Origin of the sequence: Nocardiopsis camelliae (genome assembly GCF_028993595.1) — a bacterium.
In the GTDB taxonomy this organism is placed as follows: domain Bacteria; phylum Actinomycetota; class Actinomycetes; order Streptosporangiales; family Streptosporangiaceae; genus Nocardiopsis; species Nocardiopsis dassonvillei.
On the sequence record NZ_CP118614.1, the window covers coordinates 1,714,240 to 1,729,555 of the forward strand.

General features: G+C 71.7%; 16 protein-coding genes. 10 read left to right on the top strand and 6 right to left on the bottom strand.

Translation table 11 applies throughout. The features are described from left to right. Positions 1 to 19: 19 nt before the first annotated feature. Both PV789_RS07615 and PV789_RS07620 read right to left on the bottom strand, forming a co-directional pair. Positions 20 to 349, bottom strand: coding sequence for a DUF4870 domain-containing protein (locus PV789_RS07615; RefSeq protein ID WP_274978074.1), 330 nt, complete (start codon positions 347 to 349; stop codon positions 20 to 22). A gap of 1,240 nt (positions 350 to 1,589) precedes the next feature. Beyond that, positions 1,590 to 2,429, bottom strand: a complete 840-nt coding sequence (locus PV789_RS07620) for a DUF3097 domain-containing protein (protein WP_274976764.1) — start codon at positions 2,427 to 2,429, stop codon at positions 1,590 to 1,592. 181 nt (positions 2,430 to 2,610) lie between these two features. Here PV789_RS07620 and hrcA point away from each other — a divergent pair, with 181 nt between their 5' ends. The 3 genes from hrcA to PV789_RS07635 are packed head-to-tail and all read left to right on the top strand — an operon-like array spanning position 2,611 to position 5,502. After that, complete coding sequence (gene hrcA / locus PV789_RS07625; RefSeq protein WP_248774011.1) at positions 2,611 to 3,624, top strand: heat-inducible transcriptional repressor HrcA; 1,014 nt, start codon at positions 2,611 to 2,613, stop codon at positions 3,622 to 3,624. A gap of 4 nt (positions 3,625 to 3,628) precedes the next feature. Further along, on the top strand, positions 3,629 to 4,768 hold the full coding sequence (gene dnaJ / locus PV789_RS07630; RefSeq protein WP_013151754.1) for a molecular chaperone DnaJ: 1,140 nt from the start codon (positions 3,629 to 3,631) through the stop codon (positions 4,766 to 4,768). Next, a complete protein-coding gene (locus PV789_RS07635; RefSeq protein WP_274976765.1) occupies positions 4,765 to 5,502 on the top strand; it encodes a 16S rRNA (uracil(1498)-N(3))-methyltransferase in 738 nt (245 codons plus the stop codon). The genes dnaJ and PV789_RS07635 overlap by 4 nt, the downstream gene beginning before the upstream one ends. 133 nt (positions 5,503 to 5,635) lie before the next feature. Here PV789_RS07635 and PV789_RS07640 read toward each other — a convergent pair whose 3' ends face one another. Both PV789_RS07640 and PV789_RS07645 read right to left on the bottom strand, forming a co-directional pair. Continuing rightward, positions 5,636 to 6,403, bottom strand: coding sequence for a prolipoprotein diacylglyceryl transferase (locus PV789_RS07640; RefSeq protein ID WP_274976766.1), 768 nt, complete (start codon positions 6,401 to 6,403; stop codon positions 5,636 to 5,638). Further along, positions 6,400 to 6,930, bottom strand: coding sequence for a SigE family RNA polymerase sigma factor (locus PV789_RS07645; protein WP_013151757.1), 531 nt, complete (start codon positions 6,928 to 6,930; stop codon positions 6,400 to 6,402). The genes PV789_RS07640 and PV789_RS07645 overlap by 4 nt, the downstream gene beginning before the upstream one ends. Positions 6,931 to 7,255: 325 nt before the next feature. Between PV789_RS07645 and PV789_RS07650 the strand changes: the two genes are divergently transcribed. Beyond that, positions 7,256 to 7,606, top strand: a complete 351-nt coding sequence (locus PV789_RS07650) for a histidine triad nucleotide-binding protein (protein WP_248774014.1) — start codon at positions 7,256 to 7,258, stop codon at positions 7,604 to 7,606. Between the two features lie 144 nt (positions 7,607 to 7,750). On the opposite strand, the gene PV789_RS07655 is transcribed toward PV789_RS07650, so the two are convergent. After that, positions 7,751 to 8,383, bottom strand: coding sequence for an RNA-guided endonuclease InsQ/TnpB family protein (locus PV789_RS07655; RefSeq protein ID WP_274976767.1), 633 nt, complete (start codon positions 8,381 to 8,383; stop codon positions 7,751 to 7,753). 715 nt (positions 8,384 to 9,098) lie between these two features. Between PV789_RS07655 and tnpA the strand changes: the two genes are divergently transcribed. From tnpA to era, 6 genes are all read left to right on the top strand, one after another. After that, on the top strand, positions 9,099 to 9,527 hold the full coding sequence (gene tnpA, locus PV789_RS07660) for an IS200/IS605 family transposase (protein ID WP_274976768.1): 429 nt from the start codon (positions 9,099 to 9,101) through the stop codon (positions 9,525 to 9,527). Between the two features lie 200 nt (positions 9,528 to 9,727). Continuing rightward, positions 9,728 to 10,837: a PhoH family protein gene (locus tag PV789_RS07665; RefSeq protein WP_274976769.1), complete on the top strand. Its 1,110-nt coding sequence runs from the start codon at positions 9,728 to 9,730 to the stop codon at positions 10,835 to 10,837. A 185-nt stretch (positions 10,838 to 11,022) separates the two neighbouring features. Then, on the top strand, positions 11,023 to 11,511 hold the full coding sequence (gene ybeY, locus PV789_RS07670) for an rRNA maturation RNase YbeY (RefSeq protein ID WP_013151760.1): 489 nt from the start codon (positions 11,023 to 11,025) through the stop codon (positions 11,509 to 11,511). Next, a complete protein-coding gene (locus PV789_RS07675) occupies positions 11,508 to 12,905 on the top strand; it encodes a hemolysin family protein (protein ID WP_274976770.1) in 1,398 nt (465 codons plus the stop codon). The genes ybeY and PV789_RS07675 overlap by 4 nt, the downstream gene beginning before the upstream one ends. Then, positions 12,902 to 13,246 carry a cytidine deaminase-like protein gene (locus PV789_RS07680; RefSeq protein ID WP_274976771.1) on the top strand — a complete coding sequence of 115 codons (345 nt, stop codon included), beginning with the start codon at positions 12,902 to 12,904 and terminating at the stop codon, positions 13,244 to 13,246. Before PV789_RS07675 ends, PV789_RS07680 begins: the two co-directional genes overlap by 4 nt. Positions 13,247 to 13,255: 9 nt before the next feature. Next, complete coding sequence (gene era, locus PV789_RS07685) at positions 13,256 to 14,224, top strand: GTPase Era (protein ID WP_274976772.1); 969 nt, start codon at positions 13,256 to 13,258, stop codon at positions 14,222 to 14,224. A gap of 138 nt (positions 14,225 to 14,362) precedes the next feature. Here era and PV789_RS07690 read toward each other — a convergent pair whose 3' ends face one another. Beyond that, the gene (locus tag PV789_RS07690) at positions 14,363 to 15,097 is read right to left on the bottom strand and encodes an IclR family transcriptional regulator (RefSeq protein ID WP_274976773.1); all 735 of its coding nucleotides are present in this window, start codon (positions 15,095 to 15,097) and stop codon (positions 14,363 to 14,365) included. Positions 15,098 to 15,316: the final 219 nt, after the last annotated feature.

Genomic DNA, 15,316 nt, shown 5'->3' on the forward strand with positions numbered 1-15,316 from the left:
GACTGCGTGCGGGAGCGGATCACTTCAACAGGCGGATGCTCACCGGGTAGCGGTACCACGTCCCCTTGTTGGCGCCGTTGGCGCCCAGGACGCCGAACACGATAGCGACGACCCAGATCAGGGCGACCAGGAGGGATCCGATCCAGGACAGCTCTGGGAAGAAGATACCCAGGCCGATGAAGGCCACCCACGCGAAGAGGTAGGGGATCAGCAGGGTGAGCTGGAAGTTGGCCGCCTCGGACGCGTGGTGGCGCACGAACGGCGACTGGTTGCGCTTGGCGAAGTAGATGGCCAGCGGCGGGATCCAGCCCAGGCAGGCGATCACGAAGCCCGAAAGGTGGGCGAGCATGGCCACGAGCGTGCTGTTGTCGCCGCCCGGGGCGCCCTGTTGGGGCTGGCCCGGAACACCCGGCTGCCCGTACGCCGCGGGGGCGCCCGGGTAGGGCTGCTGCTGGCCCGGGACGGGCTGGCCGTAGACACCCTGCTGGGGCTGTCCGTACTCGCCCTGCTGGGGCTGGCCGTGGGGTTGCTGTCCGTACCCGGGCTGCGGGACGTAACCGGCCTGCGGGGCGTAGCCGGGCTGGGCGCCGGAGGGCTGCCCGTAACCCGGCTGGGCGCCGGAGGGCTGCGCTCCCGGAGCCTGGGCGTAGCCCTGCTGCGCCTGGTCGGGCTGCGGGGCGTACGGGGACTGCGCGCCGGAGGGCTGGCCGTAGGCGGGCTGCGCCCCCGGGGCCTGGCCGTAGGCCGCCTGCTGCCCGTAGCCGGGCTGCTCGGGGGCCCCTTCCGGCGGGGCGAAACCGGGCTGCTGCTGTCCGCCCGAGGGCTGTCCGTACTCGCCCTGCTGGGGGTGCGGCTGGCCGTATCCGGGCTGCTGTCCGTACCCGGGCTGCGGGGCGTAGCCCGGCTGGGCCCCCGAGGCCTGGCCGTACCCGGGCTGGGCGCCGGAGGGCTGCCCGTGACCCGGCTGGGCTCCCGAGGCCTGGCCGTAGCCCTGCTGCCCCTGCTCGAACTGCGGAGCGTAGGGCGAATGCGCTTCCGAGGGCTGGCCGTAGGCGGGCTGGCCCTGGCCGGGCTGGGGAGCGTACGGGGACTGCGCGCCGGGCGGCGGTGCGAAGTCGGGCTGCGCTCCTGGAGCCTGGCCGTAGCCCTGGTAGCCCTGCTCGGGCTGCGGGGCGTAGGGCGGCTGCGCGCCGGAGGGCTGGCCGTAGGCGGGCTGCGCCCCCGAGGGCGGCTGGCCGTGGTCCTGGCCGGGCTGCGGGGCGTAGGGCGGCTGCGCCCCGGACGGCTGCCCGTAGGCGGGCTCCTGGCCGGGTTCCGGCTGCGGGGGCTGCTGTCCGTACTCCTGCTGCCCGTCCTGCCCGTGGTCCGGCTGCTGTCCCCGGTGGGGATCCTCCGGGGGCGGGGGGTTCGTCGGGGTCTGGCTCATGCTCTTCCTTGGCTCCGCTGGTGAGAGGGAGGTTCCTGTACTACCGTGCTGTACCGACGACCGCGCGGGCCGGAGGCGGGCGACCTCGGCACCGGACACGGGGACCGGAGCCTCGCCCGGGTCAAATCCTAGGTCCTGCCGCTCCCCCCGCGCGCGGCGCTCGCTAGGGAGCGTCCGGGTGCGGCCCGGTGACGAAGTCGATCAGCTCCTCCACCCGGCCGAGCAGAGCCGGCTCCAGATCAGCATAGGTACGTACCGACCCCAGGATCCGGCGCCACGCCTCTCCCGTCTCCATCCGCCAGCCCAGGGCGCTCACGACCCCCTCCTTCCAAGGGACGCCGCGCGGCACCTCGGGCCAGGCCCCGATCCCCACCGAACCCGGCCGGACCGCCTGCCAGACGTCGACGTAGGGGTGCCCGGCCACCAGCACGTGCTCGCCGCGTACCCGCTCGGCGATCCGCGTCTCCTTGGAACCCGGCACCAGGTGGTCCACCAGGACGCCCAGCCTCCTGCCGGGCCCGGGTGAGAACTCCGCCACGATCGAGGGCAGGTCGTCGACCCCCTCCAGGAACTCGACGGCCACCCCCTCCACGCGCAGGTCGTGGCCCCAGACCTTCTCCACCAGTTCGGCGTCGTGGACGCCCTCCACGTAGATCCGGCTCTCCCTGGCCGTGCGCGCCCGCGCGCCCGGCACCGCCACCGACCCGGAGGCGCTGCGCAGCGGACCCCGCGCCGCCGGGGCGGGGCGCACCAGGGTCACCGGCTCGCCGTCGACCAGGAACGCGGCCGGGGCGAGGTCGAACACGCGGCGGCGGCCGTGCCGGTCCTCCAGCGTGACGGTGGCCTTGTCCCAGGCCACCACCGCCCCGCAGAACGCCTCCCCGGCGTCCTCGACGACCAGTTCCCGTTCCAGGGGCACCTCGCGGACCGCCTTCTTCTTCGGGCGGCGCCAGTCCCCGGCGAGCACGTCGCGGCCGTAACGGCCGGTTCCCTTGGTAGCCACGGTCGTGCAGTCTACTGGTGGCGCGCGCCGGCGCCCCGGCGGCCGCGACGCGCGCCGCGGGCCCGGCGGGGACAGGGGCGGCACCGCCGCGCCGGGGCCCGGCCGACCGCGGGTAACCGTCAGGGTTTGCGGCCGGGCATAGACTTAGCACTGAGGACCATGGAGTGCCAGGAGGTGGCGAGTGCTGGATGAGCGCAAGCTCGCGGTCCTGCGTGCCGTCGTCGAGGACTTCGTCAACACCAACGAGCCCGTGGGTTCCAAGGCCCTGGCCGACCGTCACCGGCTCGGCGTCTCCCCGGCGACCATCCGCAATGACATGGTCGCCCTGGAGGAGGACGGCTACATCGCGCAGCCGCACACCAGTGCCGGACGCGTTCCTACGGACAAGGGGTACCGGCTCTTCGTCGACCGGCTCTCCTCGGTCAAACCGCTCTCCAGCGCGGAGCGGCGCGCCATCGAGTCCTTCCTCACCGGCGCCGTGGACCTCGACGAGATCGTCGCCCGGACCGTACGGCTCCTCGCGCAGCTCACCCGCCAGGTCGCGATCGTCCAGTACCCGTCGCTGACCCGCTCGTCGGTGCAGCACGTGGAACTGGTCCCCCTCGGGGGGCAGCGGATCATGATGGTCGTGATCACCAACACGGGCCGGGTCGAGCAGCGCGTCATCGACGGCCTGGGAGAGGTCCACGAGGCCGCCGTCAACGACCTGCGCGCGATGTTGAACCGGGCCATCGCCGGACGCCACCTCGGCGACGTGCCCGACGCGGTGGAGGACCTGCCTCCGCAGGTGCCGCCCGAACACCGCCAGATGGCGGTGTCGGTCCTCTCCGTCCTGCTGGAGAGCCTCGTCGAACGGCACGAGGAGAAGATCGTCCTCGCGGGGACGGCCAACCTCGCCGCCGTCGACTTCGCCGCCAGCCTCAGGGACGTCCTGGAGGCGCTGGAAGAGAACATGGTCCTCATCCGTTTGCTGGGAGAGGCCAAGGACCCGTCGATGCTCACGGTGCGCATCGGCGCGGAGAACTTCCACGAGGGCCTGAGGTCCACCTCCATCGTGTCGGCGGACTACGGTGTGGGAAACCAGTCGCTCGCCAAGATCGGTGTGGTGGGACCCACCCGGATGGACTACCCGGGGACGATGGGAGCAGTACGCGCCGTGGCTCGCTATGTCGGACAGATTTTGGCAGGACAGTAACCCAGTGGCCAGAGACTATTACCAGGTTCTCGGAGTGCGTCGCGACGCGTCCAAGGACGAGATCAAGAAGGCCTACCGGCGGCTCGCGCGCGAACTCCACCCGGACATCAACCCGGACCCCGCAACCCAGGAGCGCTTCAAGGAGGTGACCCAGGCCTACGAGGTCCTCTCCGACGAGAACAAGCGCCGGATGTTCGACATGGGCCAGGACCCCTACGCGCCCGGCGGCGGCGGGGCCGGGGGCTTCGGCGGCGCGGGCGGGTTCGCCTTCGACGACATCATGAACGCCTTCTTCGGCGGCGGCCAGCCCGGCGGGCGCGGCCCCCGGGAGCGGGTCCGCCGCGGGCGCAGCATCAAGATCCGCGTCGAACTCGACCTCGTGGAGACCGCGTTCGGGGTCAGCAAGGAGATCACCTTCCCCACCGCCATCCTGTGCGAGACCTGCCAGGGCGAGGGGACGGCGGCCGGTTCGCACCGCACCACCTGTGAGATGTGCCATGGTCAGGGCGAGGTCTCCCAGGTCACCCGGTCCTTCCTCGGCCAGGTCATGACCTCCCGCCCCTGCCCCCAGTGCTCGGGCCAGGGCTCGGTCATCACCAACCCCTGCGGCGACTGCGCGGGCGAGGGCCGGGTGCGCGAGAAGGTCACCCGCACCGTCAAGATCCCCGCGGGCGTCGACGACGGCACCCGCATCCAGCTCGCCGGGGAGGGCGAGGTCGGCCCCAACGGCGGACCGCGCGGCGACATCATCCTGGAGATCATCCAGCGCCCGCACCCCACCTTCGAACGCCGCGGAGACGACCTGCACTGCACGGTGACCGTCCCCATGACGGCCGCCGCGCTGGGCGCCTCCTTCGCCTTCGACACCCTCGACGGCACCGAGAACATCGACCTGCGCCCGGGCACCAACTCCGGCCACGTCATCACCCTCCCCAACAAGGGCGTCAGCCACCTCGACGGCGGCGGCCGGGGCGACCTGCGCATCCGCGTGGACGTGGAGACCCCGAGCAGGCTGGACGAGGAGCAGGAGGCCCTCCTGCGCAAGTTCGCCGAACTGCGCGGCGAGGACCAGACCCCGGGACGCTTCAGCCCCGGACACGGCGGGTTCTTCTCCAAGATCCGCGACGCCTTCGGCGCCAAGTGACACCGCCGGTCTTCCTGGTCGAGGCCGCCGCCCTGGCGGCCGACCGGGTGACGGTGGACGGCGCCGAGGGCCGCCACGCCGCCGTGGTGCGCCGCATCCGGGAGGGCGAGACCGTCGACCTCTCCGACGGACGCGGCCTGCGCGTCCGCTGCACGGTCACCGCGGTGGGACGCGACCACATCGTCTGCGCGGTGGTGGAGCGCCGGGAGGACCCGGCGCCCCGCCCCCGCCTGACGGTGGTCCAGGCACTGCCCAAGGGCGACCGGGGCGAACTGGCCGTGGAGATGATGACCGAGGCCGGAGCGGACGCGGTCGTGCCCTGGGCGGCGGAGCGCTGCGTCACCCGCTGGAAGGGCGACCGCGCCGCCAAGGCGCTGGCCAAGTGGCGTGCGACCGCCCGCGAGGCGGCCAAGCAGGCCCGGCGCGCGCGGATGCCCGAGGTCGCCGACCTCGCCGACCGGGCCGCCGTGGTCGGCCTCCTGGCGGGGGCGGACCTGGGCGTCGTGCTGCACGAGGACGGCGCCAGCCGCCTGTCGCAGCTGGAGCTGCCCGCGGAAGGGGACGCCGGAGTCGTCGTGGTGGTCGGTCCCGAGGGCGGCTTCTCCGACGCCGAGCTGGAGGCGTTCGACGCCGCGGGCGCGGTCCGGGCGCTGCTGGGACCGAGCGTGCTGCGCACCTCCACCGCCGGGGTCGCCGCCCTGTCGGTGCTCCAGTCCCGCACCGGCCGCTGGTAGAGCGCACGCCCCGACCCCGAACACGTGAGAGGCGCCCGGACGTGTGTCCGGGCGCCTCTCACATGCTCTTGCGGACAGCTCCCGCGCGTGGGGACCAACCCCGACGTGCGACGGGCCGCCCCGGAGGGGCGTGTCAGCTGCTGGGAGCCGTCTTGGCGCCGTTGTCGCCCCCGGTGGTGCCGGTGCCGCCCGTGCCGGTTCCGTCGCCTCCGGTTCCGCCGCCCTCGCCGCCGGTGCCGTCACCGCCGCCGGAGGGCTCCTCCCCGCCGCTCCCGCCGCCGTTGTCGCCGCCGCCCTCCTCACCGGTGGACCCGTCGCCGGCGCCGCTGCTGGGCTCGTCGGTGGGCTCGCACTCCTCCTCGGAGGCGGCCTTCTCGTCCTTCTCCTCCTCGGAGCTGGACGGGGTCGGGGAGACGGGCTCCTCGGGCGTCGGACACGTGGCGGCGGCCGTCACGCCCTCCTCGGAGGGAGCGGGCTCCTCCTCGTCGTCCTCCGGGGTGGGGGAGGAGGCCGGGTCGCGCGGCGGCTCCTCCTCCTGCTGGGTGGTGCCGTCCACGGAGCCGGTGGAGGGATCGGGAGCGGCCACACCGCCGCCCTCGCCCTCCTCCTCGGCGGGCGCGCCCTCGCGGTCGGCGCCCGCGGGGACGATCTCCAGCACGTGGTCGCGGACCTGGGGGCTGGAGATGACCACGGACCCGGCGATCAGGGCGGCTCCCGCCACCGCCACCGCCGGACGTAGCCAGGGCATACCGAACCAGGCCGAACCGCGGTTGCGCTCGGTGCGCTCACGGATCAGGTTCAACGCCTCGGGAGAGGTCGTGACCGCGTCGGCCTCGGCCTTGAGCAGGTGGCGCAACTGCTCCTCGAACGGATCGTTCGTGGGGTTCGTGGGGCTGGTCATGTCGTTTGCTCCAGAACAGAGCGGAGCGCGGAGATACCGCGGGACGTGTGGCTCTTCACCGCACCCCGGCTGATCCCCATGGCGTCCGCGATCTGTGCCTCGGACAGGTCGCCGTAGTACCGGAGCACGATGGCCTCTCGCTGACGGGTGGGTAGTTTGCGCAGGGCGCGGATGACGGCTTCGCGCTCCAACAGGCTCAGCGCGCCGTGTTCCGCGCTGGGGGCGTCGGGCAGGGCCTTGGGCGCGTGCTTCTCCACGACCGCCCTGTGGCGGAGCACGGACCGGGCCTTGTTGACCACGGCCTGGCGCAGGTAGGACAGGGCCTTGTTCGGGTCGCGCAGGCGGCGCCACGCTCCGTGCATGGCGACGAACGAGTCCTGGACGACCTCTTCCGCGGTCGCGTGGTCGCGGACCAGCAGGGCGGCGAGCCGAACGAGCGGACGGTAGTGCTCCCGGTAGAGCTCCGTCACGGCGTGGTCGGCGTCCCACTCCACCGAGAGCGGTGCCGTGGTGGCACCGGCCACCATGGTTTCTGTCGTCACATCAGTTCGACGCACACCCTTGTCGCGGGGTTTACGAAAGGGCATACCTCTTCTTTTCCAGGTAGACGTGCGTTTCAATCCGAACACGCGGGAATATGGCCGGGGCCGGACGGAGCCGACGACCTGACGCGCACGGGTGGAAAGCCTATCGCGCCCGGGGCGCCGGGCGTCGCCGAACCCGCTCGCCCGCGGTGCCCCGCAGGCCTTCCGCCGTCGGCCCGCCCGACGGCGACCTGCGGCATCATGGTCCCGGACGAAACCGAGAAGGCGGCCGTTCCCTCGGCCGCGCAGACGGAAAACAAGGTGAGCGATGGTCCAGGACGACTGCCTTTTCTGCAAGATCGTGAAGGGGGAGGTGCCCGCCGAGATCGTGCGCGAGAGCGAGCGCGCGGTCGCCTTCCGCGACATCAACCCCCAGGCGCCCACGCACGTGCTGGTCATCCCGCGCGAGCACTACCCCAACGCCGCCGAGGCCGCCGCGGCGGACACCGGCCTGCTCGACGAGATCGTCCGGGTGGCGCACGAGGTGGCCGCGGACGAGGACGTCGCCGACCAGGGCTACCGGCTGGTGTTCAACACCGGCAGCGGCGCAGGACAGACGGTCTTCCACCTGCACGGGCACCTGCTCGGCGGCCGCGGGCTCAACTGGCCCCCCGGGTAGGGCGCGGAACCGGTCCGGCCCGCGGACGCCGACGCCCCCGACCCCACCCCTCCCGCACGTCGTCCACAGGCGGAAATAACGGATCGAGTCGGGCGGAGGCGGCTTGTTGAAGTTCTCCCCCGGATGAATCCGGGGGATTCCCGCCTACCTCGCGGTGGTGGGCTTGACGCGACGAGCGCGCCTGACGACTGCCCTCCCGGCAGCCGGGAGGGCCACCACGTGGCCGATCCGGTACAGGTGCAAGATGTTGCGGGCCGCGTTGTAGTCGGCGTTCGCCGTAAAACCACAACCGTCCTTCTTGCACACGAACGTGGCCTGGTTCTGGCGGCTGCCGGGCGTGGTGAAACCACAAGCCGAACAGCGCTGGGAGGTACCTGGAGCAGGCACTCTCACCAGGGTGCCGCCCCGGTGTGCGAGCTTGTACGCCAGCATCGTGACCGTGCGTCCCCATGCCTCCTGGGCGATGGCGCGGTTCAGGCCTGACTTCTGGCGGACTCGCTTCCCGGGTTGTTCGATCGTGCCTTTGGCGGACTTGGTCATGTTCGTGATGGTGAGTGCCTCGACCACGACCGTCCCGTACCGCTCGGCCAGAGCGGTGGTCACCTTGTACTGCCAGTCCCGGTGGCGTCGCGTGGCTCTTGCGCGCAACCGGCGGATTCGGCCATAGGTGCGGTGTAGGCGGCGGCTGGTGCGCTCGCCGGGTTTGCGGTGTGCTTTGCGGTGGGCGACCCGCCGCTCCAGACGCAGCAGTTCGTCCCTCTCCTTGGGGGCAGCCACTTGTCACGGTCGGCCGTACCCTCCTCGGTTCTGGCAGGCCGCCTGTGGTCCTGGTGATTGCCGTCCGAGAGCGCGAGGGGCACGGTGACGCCCACGTCGATACCGACATCGGGTCCCTGGTGGGATTCGGGTGCACTCTCCACGGTCTGCACGCGGAAGGCGATGTGCCAACCGATGGCGTCTTTGACCAACCGGGCCCCGGTGATCCGGTTCTCGGTGTTCGCCCGGTTGCCCACGGGCAGGTCCTTGGTCCAGCGGAACCTCGCACGGCCCACTTCGGGGATGTCGACCATGCCCCAGCGGCGGTGTACCCGCACGGTGTCCAGGTCCCGGCCCTGGGGAACGTCCACACTCATCACCGACCGGAGCCGGGATTTGAAGGTGGGTTCGTCGGCGCGTCCCGCCCAGCAGTTCTGCCACGCCCGCAAGTAGGTTTTGAGCACCGCCTGGGAGGCTTGGGCGGGCAGGTCAGCCAGGAAGTCGATATCCTTGCGGGCTTGCTTGATCGCGGCGTCGGCGTCCTTGAGGTCCACCCGCTGGTTCTCGCCCACCATGGTCCACCAGTCGTGGAGTGCGTTCCACAGAGCACGGGCGGCGTGTGCCTGACCATCCAACTTCGACACCTGCTCAGGCGAGAGCGCCAGTCGGGCGCGGTGCCCGACCTGCCGCTTGACTGGGGTGTCGTGACTCACAGCCATAAAATTACCATTGGTTTATGTCACCACGATGGGAACCAAACTCTGAGGTACGCACCGGACGTCATGTTGTTTATGACCTTCATGCCCACTTGGTTTTCCTCACGAAGTATCGGCGTGGGGCTCTCACCGAGGAGGTGCTCGCCAGGTGTGAGGAGATCATGCGCGAGGTGTGCGCGGACTTCGAAGCCGAGTTGCGTGGGTTCAACGGCGAGGACGACCACGTACACCTTCTCGTGCGCTACCCACCGAAGGTTCAGCTCTCCAAGCTGGTCAACAGTCTCAAAGGGGTTTCGTCCAGGCGGATGCGCCAGGAGTACGACGCGCACGTGCGCCGGTACCTGTGGGATGGCCGCTTCTGGTCCGGTTCCTATTTCTCCGGATCATGCGGCGGAGCGCCACTGGCTGTCGTGCGTCAGTACATCGAACAGCAGCAGCGCCCGGCCTGACGGCCGGAGCGCTCTCGGATAAGACGGGTAGAATCGTCCATGTGGGCTTCGAGGGTTCGGTGTGACCGTTGGGAACACCGGCGCGCAAGCTCCGACCGGGCGCCGTCCGCGGCGTCGGGACCGTCCACCAGGTGCGCCTCCCGCAGGGGTCGGGCAGGCGCCCGACCGAAGGGTAGGGACAGCGGCCGCACGGCCTCACCATGTCCGAGACAACGCACACGCACCCGCCACGGGACACCCAGGTCAAGGTCGTGGTGCCCGACGAGCACACGATGGTCAGCCTGCTGGGCTCCAGGGACGAACTCCTCAGGGCGTTGGAGCGGGCCTTCGACAGCGACATCCACGTGCGCGGCAACGAGTTCACCATCAGCGGCTCCCCGGAGGAGACCGCCGTCGTGGTCCGCCTCGTCGAGGAGCTGATCGAACTCGCCAAGAGCGGCACCCACGTCACCCCCGACACCATCGAACGCATGGTCCACATGCTGCGCTCGCCCGGCGCCGAGCGCCCCGCGGACGTGCTGACCACCAACATCCTGTCCAACCGCGGCAAGACCATCCGCCCCAAGACGCTCAACCAGAAGCGCTACGTCGACACCATCGACCAGCGCACGGTGGTGTTCGGCATCGGTCCCGCCGGTACCGGCAAGACGTACCTGGCCATGGCCAAGGCGGTCAAGGCGCTCCAGGACAAGGAAGTCAACCGGATCATCCTCACCCGCCCCGCGGTGGAGGCCGGTGAGCGGCTGGGCTTCCTGCCCGGCACCCTCTACGACAAGATCGACCCCTACCTGCGCCCGCTCTACGACGCCCTGCACGACATGCTCGACCCCGACTCCATCCCCAAGCTCATGGCGGCGGGGACCATCGAGGTCGCGCCCCTGGCCTACATGCGCGGTAGGACCCTTAATGACTCCTTCATCATCCTGGACGAGGCCCAGAACACCTCGCCCGAGCAGATGAAGATGTTCCTCACCAGGCTCGGGTTCGGCTCCAAGATCGTGGTCACCGGTGACGTGACCCAGGTCGACCTGCCCGGCGGGCAGACCAGCGGTCTGCGCACCATCGAGTCCATCCTGCGTGACATCGACGACATCGCCTTCTGCCGCCTGAGCAGTGAGGACGTCGTCCGGCACAAGCTGGTCGGCAAGATCGTGGACGCCTACGGGCGCTACGACGCCGCCCAGGGCGACGCGCGCGACGGCAGGGGGTCCGCCGGAGGCGGCCGCCCCCGCCGCGGGCCCGCGCGCCGCGGCAACCCCGACACCCCGGCGGAGCCGGGGAGCGCCGGGGACGAGGAACAGGCAGACTGAGACGGGGGGTGTCCCGCCGGAGCCGAGACGGCCCGAGGAGCACGACCCCACGGCGTTCGAACCGGTGGACCCGCCTGCGGCGGGTCCACCGGTTCGGTTGCCGCGGGCGCGCCGGACCGGCGCGCCGCACCACCGGCCGGGCGCGCCGCCCGGCCCCGCGATCCCTAGGTAAGGCAGCCGCAACCATGAGTATCGACGTCGCCAACGAGTCCGGCGTCACCACCGTGGACGAGGAGAGGCTCTCCCGTCTGGCCCGTCACGTGCTCGACGCCATGCGCGTCCATCCGCTGGCCGAGCTGTCCGTCGTGCTCGTGGACGAGGAGCCGATGGCCGACCTGCACGTGCGGTGGATGGACGAGCCCGGCCCCACCGACGTGCTCTCCTTCCCGATGGACGAATTGCGCCCCGGCGGCCCCGGCCGCACGAGCGAGCCGGGCGTCCTGGGTGACGTGATCATCTGTCCGCAGGTCGCCGAGCGCCAGGCCGAGAAGGCCGGGCACGGCACCGAGGCGGAGATCGACCTGCTGTGCACGCACGGCATCCTGCACCTGCTGGGCTACGACCACGCCGAGCCCGAGGAGCACAAGGAGATGTTCGGCCTCCAGGGCGAGATCCTCGCGGCCTGGCGCGAGCGCGAGGCGGCCGGGGCCGAGGGGGATGAGAGCGCCCGATGACTCCGTCGGCCTGGCCTGACATCGCCCCGCTGACCACCGGTGAGCCCGTGGAGTGGATCAGCGCGTTCGCGGTCGCCCTGGTGCTGACCGCCGTCGCGGGCTTCCTGGTGGCCGCGGAGGTCGCCGTCACCCGGGTGATGTCCGTGGGCCTGCCCGAGGCGAGCCCCGGTGAGCGCGTGGCCAAGGCCGGGCGCCGCTGGGAGCGGGTGTCGGCCGACCCCACCCGCCACCTCAACGTGCTGCTGTTCCTGCGCGTGGTGTGCGAGGTGTGCGCGGTGCTGGCCGCCGCCGTGGGCATGGTGTTCCTGTTGGGGCTCGGCTGGCCCGCGCTCGGGCTGACCGCCGCGGCGATGGTCGTGGTGGAGTCGGTGCTGATCGCGATCGCGCCGCGCATCCTGGGCCGCCAGTTCTCCGGGGCCTTCGCGCGCGCCAGCGCGGCGGTGGTCTACCCGGTCCAGGTCGTGGTGGGCCCCGTCGCCCAGCTGTTCGTGGGGGCGGGCCGCGCGCTCACCCCGCGTGCCAAGGGCGACCGGGAGGGCCCCTTCAGCACCGAGGTGGAGCTGCGCCAGCTCGTGGACCTGGCCGAGCGGGGGGAGGTCATCGACCCCGAGGAGAGCCAGATGATCCACTCGGTGTTCAAGCTCGACGACACGCCCGTGCGCGAGGTGATGGTGCCCCGCCCCGACATCGTGTTCACCAGCCGCGGGGCCGACGCCGACGCGGTGCTGACCCTGGCGCTGGCCAGCGGGTACTCGCGCATCCCGGTGACGGGCGAGGACGAGGACGACGTGGTCGGCATCGTCTACCTCAAGGATCTGGTGTACCAGTTGCGGGACCGCTGGGCGGCGGCCGCGGGCACCGAAGGCGAGGTGCCGCTCACCGCGGGTGACGTGATGCGCCAGGCGAACTACGTCCCCGACACCAAGCCCATCGACGAGCTGCTGCGCGAGATGCAGCAGCAGCGCAACCACGTCGCCGTGGCCATCGACGAGTACGGCGGCACGGCGGGTCTGGTGACCCTGGAGGACATCGTGGAGGAGATCGTCGGTGAGATCACCGACGAGTACGACCACGAGATCCCGCCGGTGGCCTGGCTCGACGCGGACCGGGTGCGGGTGACCGCCCGCCTGCCGCTGGGCGAGCTGGACGAGCTGTTCCCGGACCGGGACCTGGACGTGGCGGACGTGGAGACCGTCGGCGGACTCGTGGCGTTCGTCCTGGGCCGGGTGCCCGTGGGAGGGGACCGGGCCGAATACGCTGGTCTCCGACTCACCCTCGAAGGCAAGAGCAGCCGCCGGAGCCGGATGACCACGGTCCTGGTGGAACGCCTGCCCGCCGACGCCTCGGCGGTGCCGGAGGAGGGCAACGACGACGTGAGGAGTACGGAGCAGTGACGGAGACGACGGGGCTCGGCCCCGAGGACGGCAAGCTCATCACGCTCGCGCGGGCCTCCCGGGCCCGCAACGCGGCGGCGGAGGGCGCGGCGGTGCGCGACGAGACCGGGCGCACGTACGTGGCCACGACGGTGTCGCTGCCCTCGCTCCGGCTGTCCGCGCTCCAGGCGGCCGTGGCCGCGGCGGTCTCCGGTGAGGCCACCGCGCTGGAGGCCGCCGTGGTGGTCACCGGGGCCGCGGAGCTGACCGAGGACGACCGCGCGGTGGCGGACGACCTGAAGACCCAGGTGGTGGTGATCGCCGCCCCCGACGGGGTGCCCGCGAGCATCACCCGGCGCTGAGAAGGACCCATGAACGACCTCGACCTGGAGAAGCTGCGCGTACCGCTGGAGATGCCCTCCCACCCCGAGGGTTTCCGCAGCGGTTTCGCGTGCTTCGTGGGCCGCCCCAACGTGGGCAAGTCCACCCTGATGAACGCGCTGGTCGGGCAGAAGGTGGCGATCACCAGCAACCGGCCCCAGACCACGCGGCGCACGGTGCGCGGGATCGTGCACCGGCCCGACGCGCAGCTGATCATCGTGGACACGCCCGGCCTGCACAAGCCGCGCACCCTGCTGGGCGAGCGGTTGGACTCGCTGGTGCGGTCCACCCTGGTCGAGGTGGACGTGATCGCGTTCTGCCTGCCCGCCGACGAGCCGATCGGGCGGGGCGACACCTACATCGCCAAGGAGCTGGCGGAGCAGACCAACACCCCCGTGGTCGCCCTGGTCACCAAGACCGACCTGGTGGACCGGGACGCCGTGGGCCGTCACCTGATGGCGGTGAACGAGCTGGGCGACTGGGCCGACATCGTCCCGGTCTCGGCCCAGGGGGGTTTCCAGCTGGAGACCGTCACCGACGTGCTGTGCTCGCACCTGCCGGAGGGGCCGCCGCTGTACCCGGACGGCGACCTCACCGACGAGCCGGACGAGATGCTGGTGGCGGAGCTGGTGCGCGAGGCGGCCCTGGAGGGTGTGCGCGACGAGCTGCCGCACTCCATCGCGGTGGTCGTGGACGAGATGTACGAGCGCGAGAACACCCGTCCGGGCAAGGAGCTGGTGGACATCTACGCGTCGCTGTACGTGGAGCGCTCCAGCCAGAAGGCGATCGTGATCGGGTCCAAGGGCTCGCGCCTGCGCGACGTGGGTTCGCGGGCCCGCAAACAGATCGAGGCCCTGTTGGGCCGCCGGGTGTTCCTGGACCTGCGGGTGCGGGTGGCCAAGGACTGGCAGCGCGACCCCAAGCAGCTGCGCAAGCTGGGCTTCGACCAGCCCACCTGACGGGCTGACCGCGGGGCCGCCGGTGCCGTGTGCGGGCCCCGACCCTCGGTGGTCCCGCGGGGTGCGGGCACCGTCGTCGGCCGGGGGCGCGCGAGCGCGGCGAACGGGCCGGGCCGGGAGGAACCCCGGCCCGGTTCGTCATGTCTGGTTGTTGAGGTCGGTGGCCAGCAGGGTGGCGCAGCGCCGCACGATGGGGGCGGCGCGGTCCACGAACTCCCAGCTCACCCGGGCCTCGGGGCCCGACACCGACACGGCCATCCCCGAGGGCGCGCCCGCGACGGGGACCGCCACGCAGCGCACGCCGACCTCCTGCTCGCCGTCGTCCACGGCGAAGCCCTGTGCGCGGACCCGGCGCAGCTCCGCGAGGAAGGCGTCGGGGTCGGTGATCGTGCGGTCGGTGGCGGCGGGCATGCCGGTGCGGCGGACCGTGGCCAGCACCTCCTCGTCGTCGAGCTGGGACAGCAGCGCCTTGCCCACGCCCGCCGAGTGCGGCAGCACGCGGCGCCCCACCTCGGTGAACATGCGCATGGAGTGCTGTGAGGGCACCTGCGCGACGTAGACGACCTTGTCGCCGTCGAGCATGGCGAGGTTGGCGGTCTCGCCCAGGTCCTCCACCAGCTGCGCCAGGTGCGGGCGGGCCCAGGTGCCCAGCATCTGCGAGGCCTTGTCGCCCAGTCCGATCAGCCGGGGTCCCAGCGCGTAGCGGCGGGAGGGCAGCTGGCGCACGTAACCGTTGCCGACCAGGGTGCGGATGATGCGGTGGATGGTCGGCAGGGGCAGCCCCGAGGAGTCGGCCAGCTGGCTCAGCGAGGTCTCGCCACCAGCCTCGGCCATGATCTCCAGCAGTGAGAAGGCGCGGTCGAGGGACTGCACGCCGCCGGGGCGTCCGCGTTTGCCCTGTTCTTCAGGGTGTAGAGAGGTCTGTGGGGCTGACAAGGATCGTGCTCCCATGCTGAGGGCCGTGGGTTCGGGGTCCTGCCTCCGCGGGGGAGGACGGTTTCCGGCTCACTGTCTTCTATAGCACGTGGAACGGCGGTGTTCCGGTGGTCCGGAAACCTGCGTCCCGGGATCTTGGACACCCCTGGCTCCCTT

What these genes read in the sequence shown, in the direction of transcription:
- tnpA (WP_274976768.1), top strand. Translation starts at nt 9,099, where the DNA reads ATGTCACCACGATGGGAACCAAACTCTGAGGTACGCACCGGACGTCAT.
- PV789_RS07665 (WP_274976769.1), top strand. Translation starts at nt 9,728, where the DNA reads ATGTCCGAGACAACGCACACGCACCCGCCACGGGACACCCAGGTCAAG.
- ybeY (WP_013151760.1), top strand. Translation starts at nt 11,023, where the DNA reads ATGAGTATCGACGTCGCCAACGAGTCCGGCGTCACCACCGTGGACGAG.
- era (WP_274976772.1), top strand. Translation starts at nt 13,256, where the DNA reads ATGAACGACCTCGACCTGGAGAAGCTGCGCGTACCGCTGGAGATGCCC.
- PV789_RS07640 (WP_274976766.1), bottom strand. Translation starts at nt 6,403, where the DNA reads ATGACCAGCCCCACGAACCCCACGAACGATCCGTTCGAGGAGCAGTTG.
- PV789_RS07615 (WP_274978074.1), bottom strand. Translation starts at nt 349, where the DNA reads ATGCTCGCCCACCTTTCGGGCTTCGTGATCGCCTGCCTGGGCTGGATC.
- PV789_RS07650 (WP_248774014.1), top strand. Translation starts at nt 7,256, where the DNA reads ATGGTCCAGGACGACTGCCTTTTCTGCAAGATCGTGAAGGGGGAGGTG.
- PV789_RS07645 (WP_013151757.1), bottom strand. Translation starts at nt 6,930, where the DNA reads ATGGTGGCCGGTGCCACCACGGCACCGCTCTCGGTGGAGTGGGACGCC.
- PV789_RS07675 (WP_274976770.1), top strand. Translation starts at nt 11,508, where the DNA reads ATGACTCCGTCGGCCTGGCCTGACATCGCCCCGCTGACCACCGGTGAG.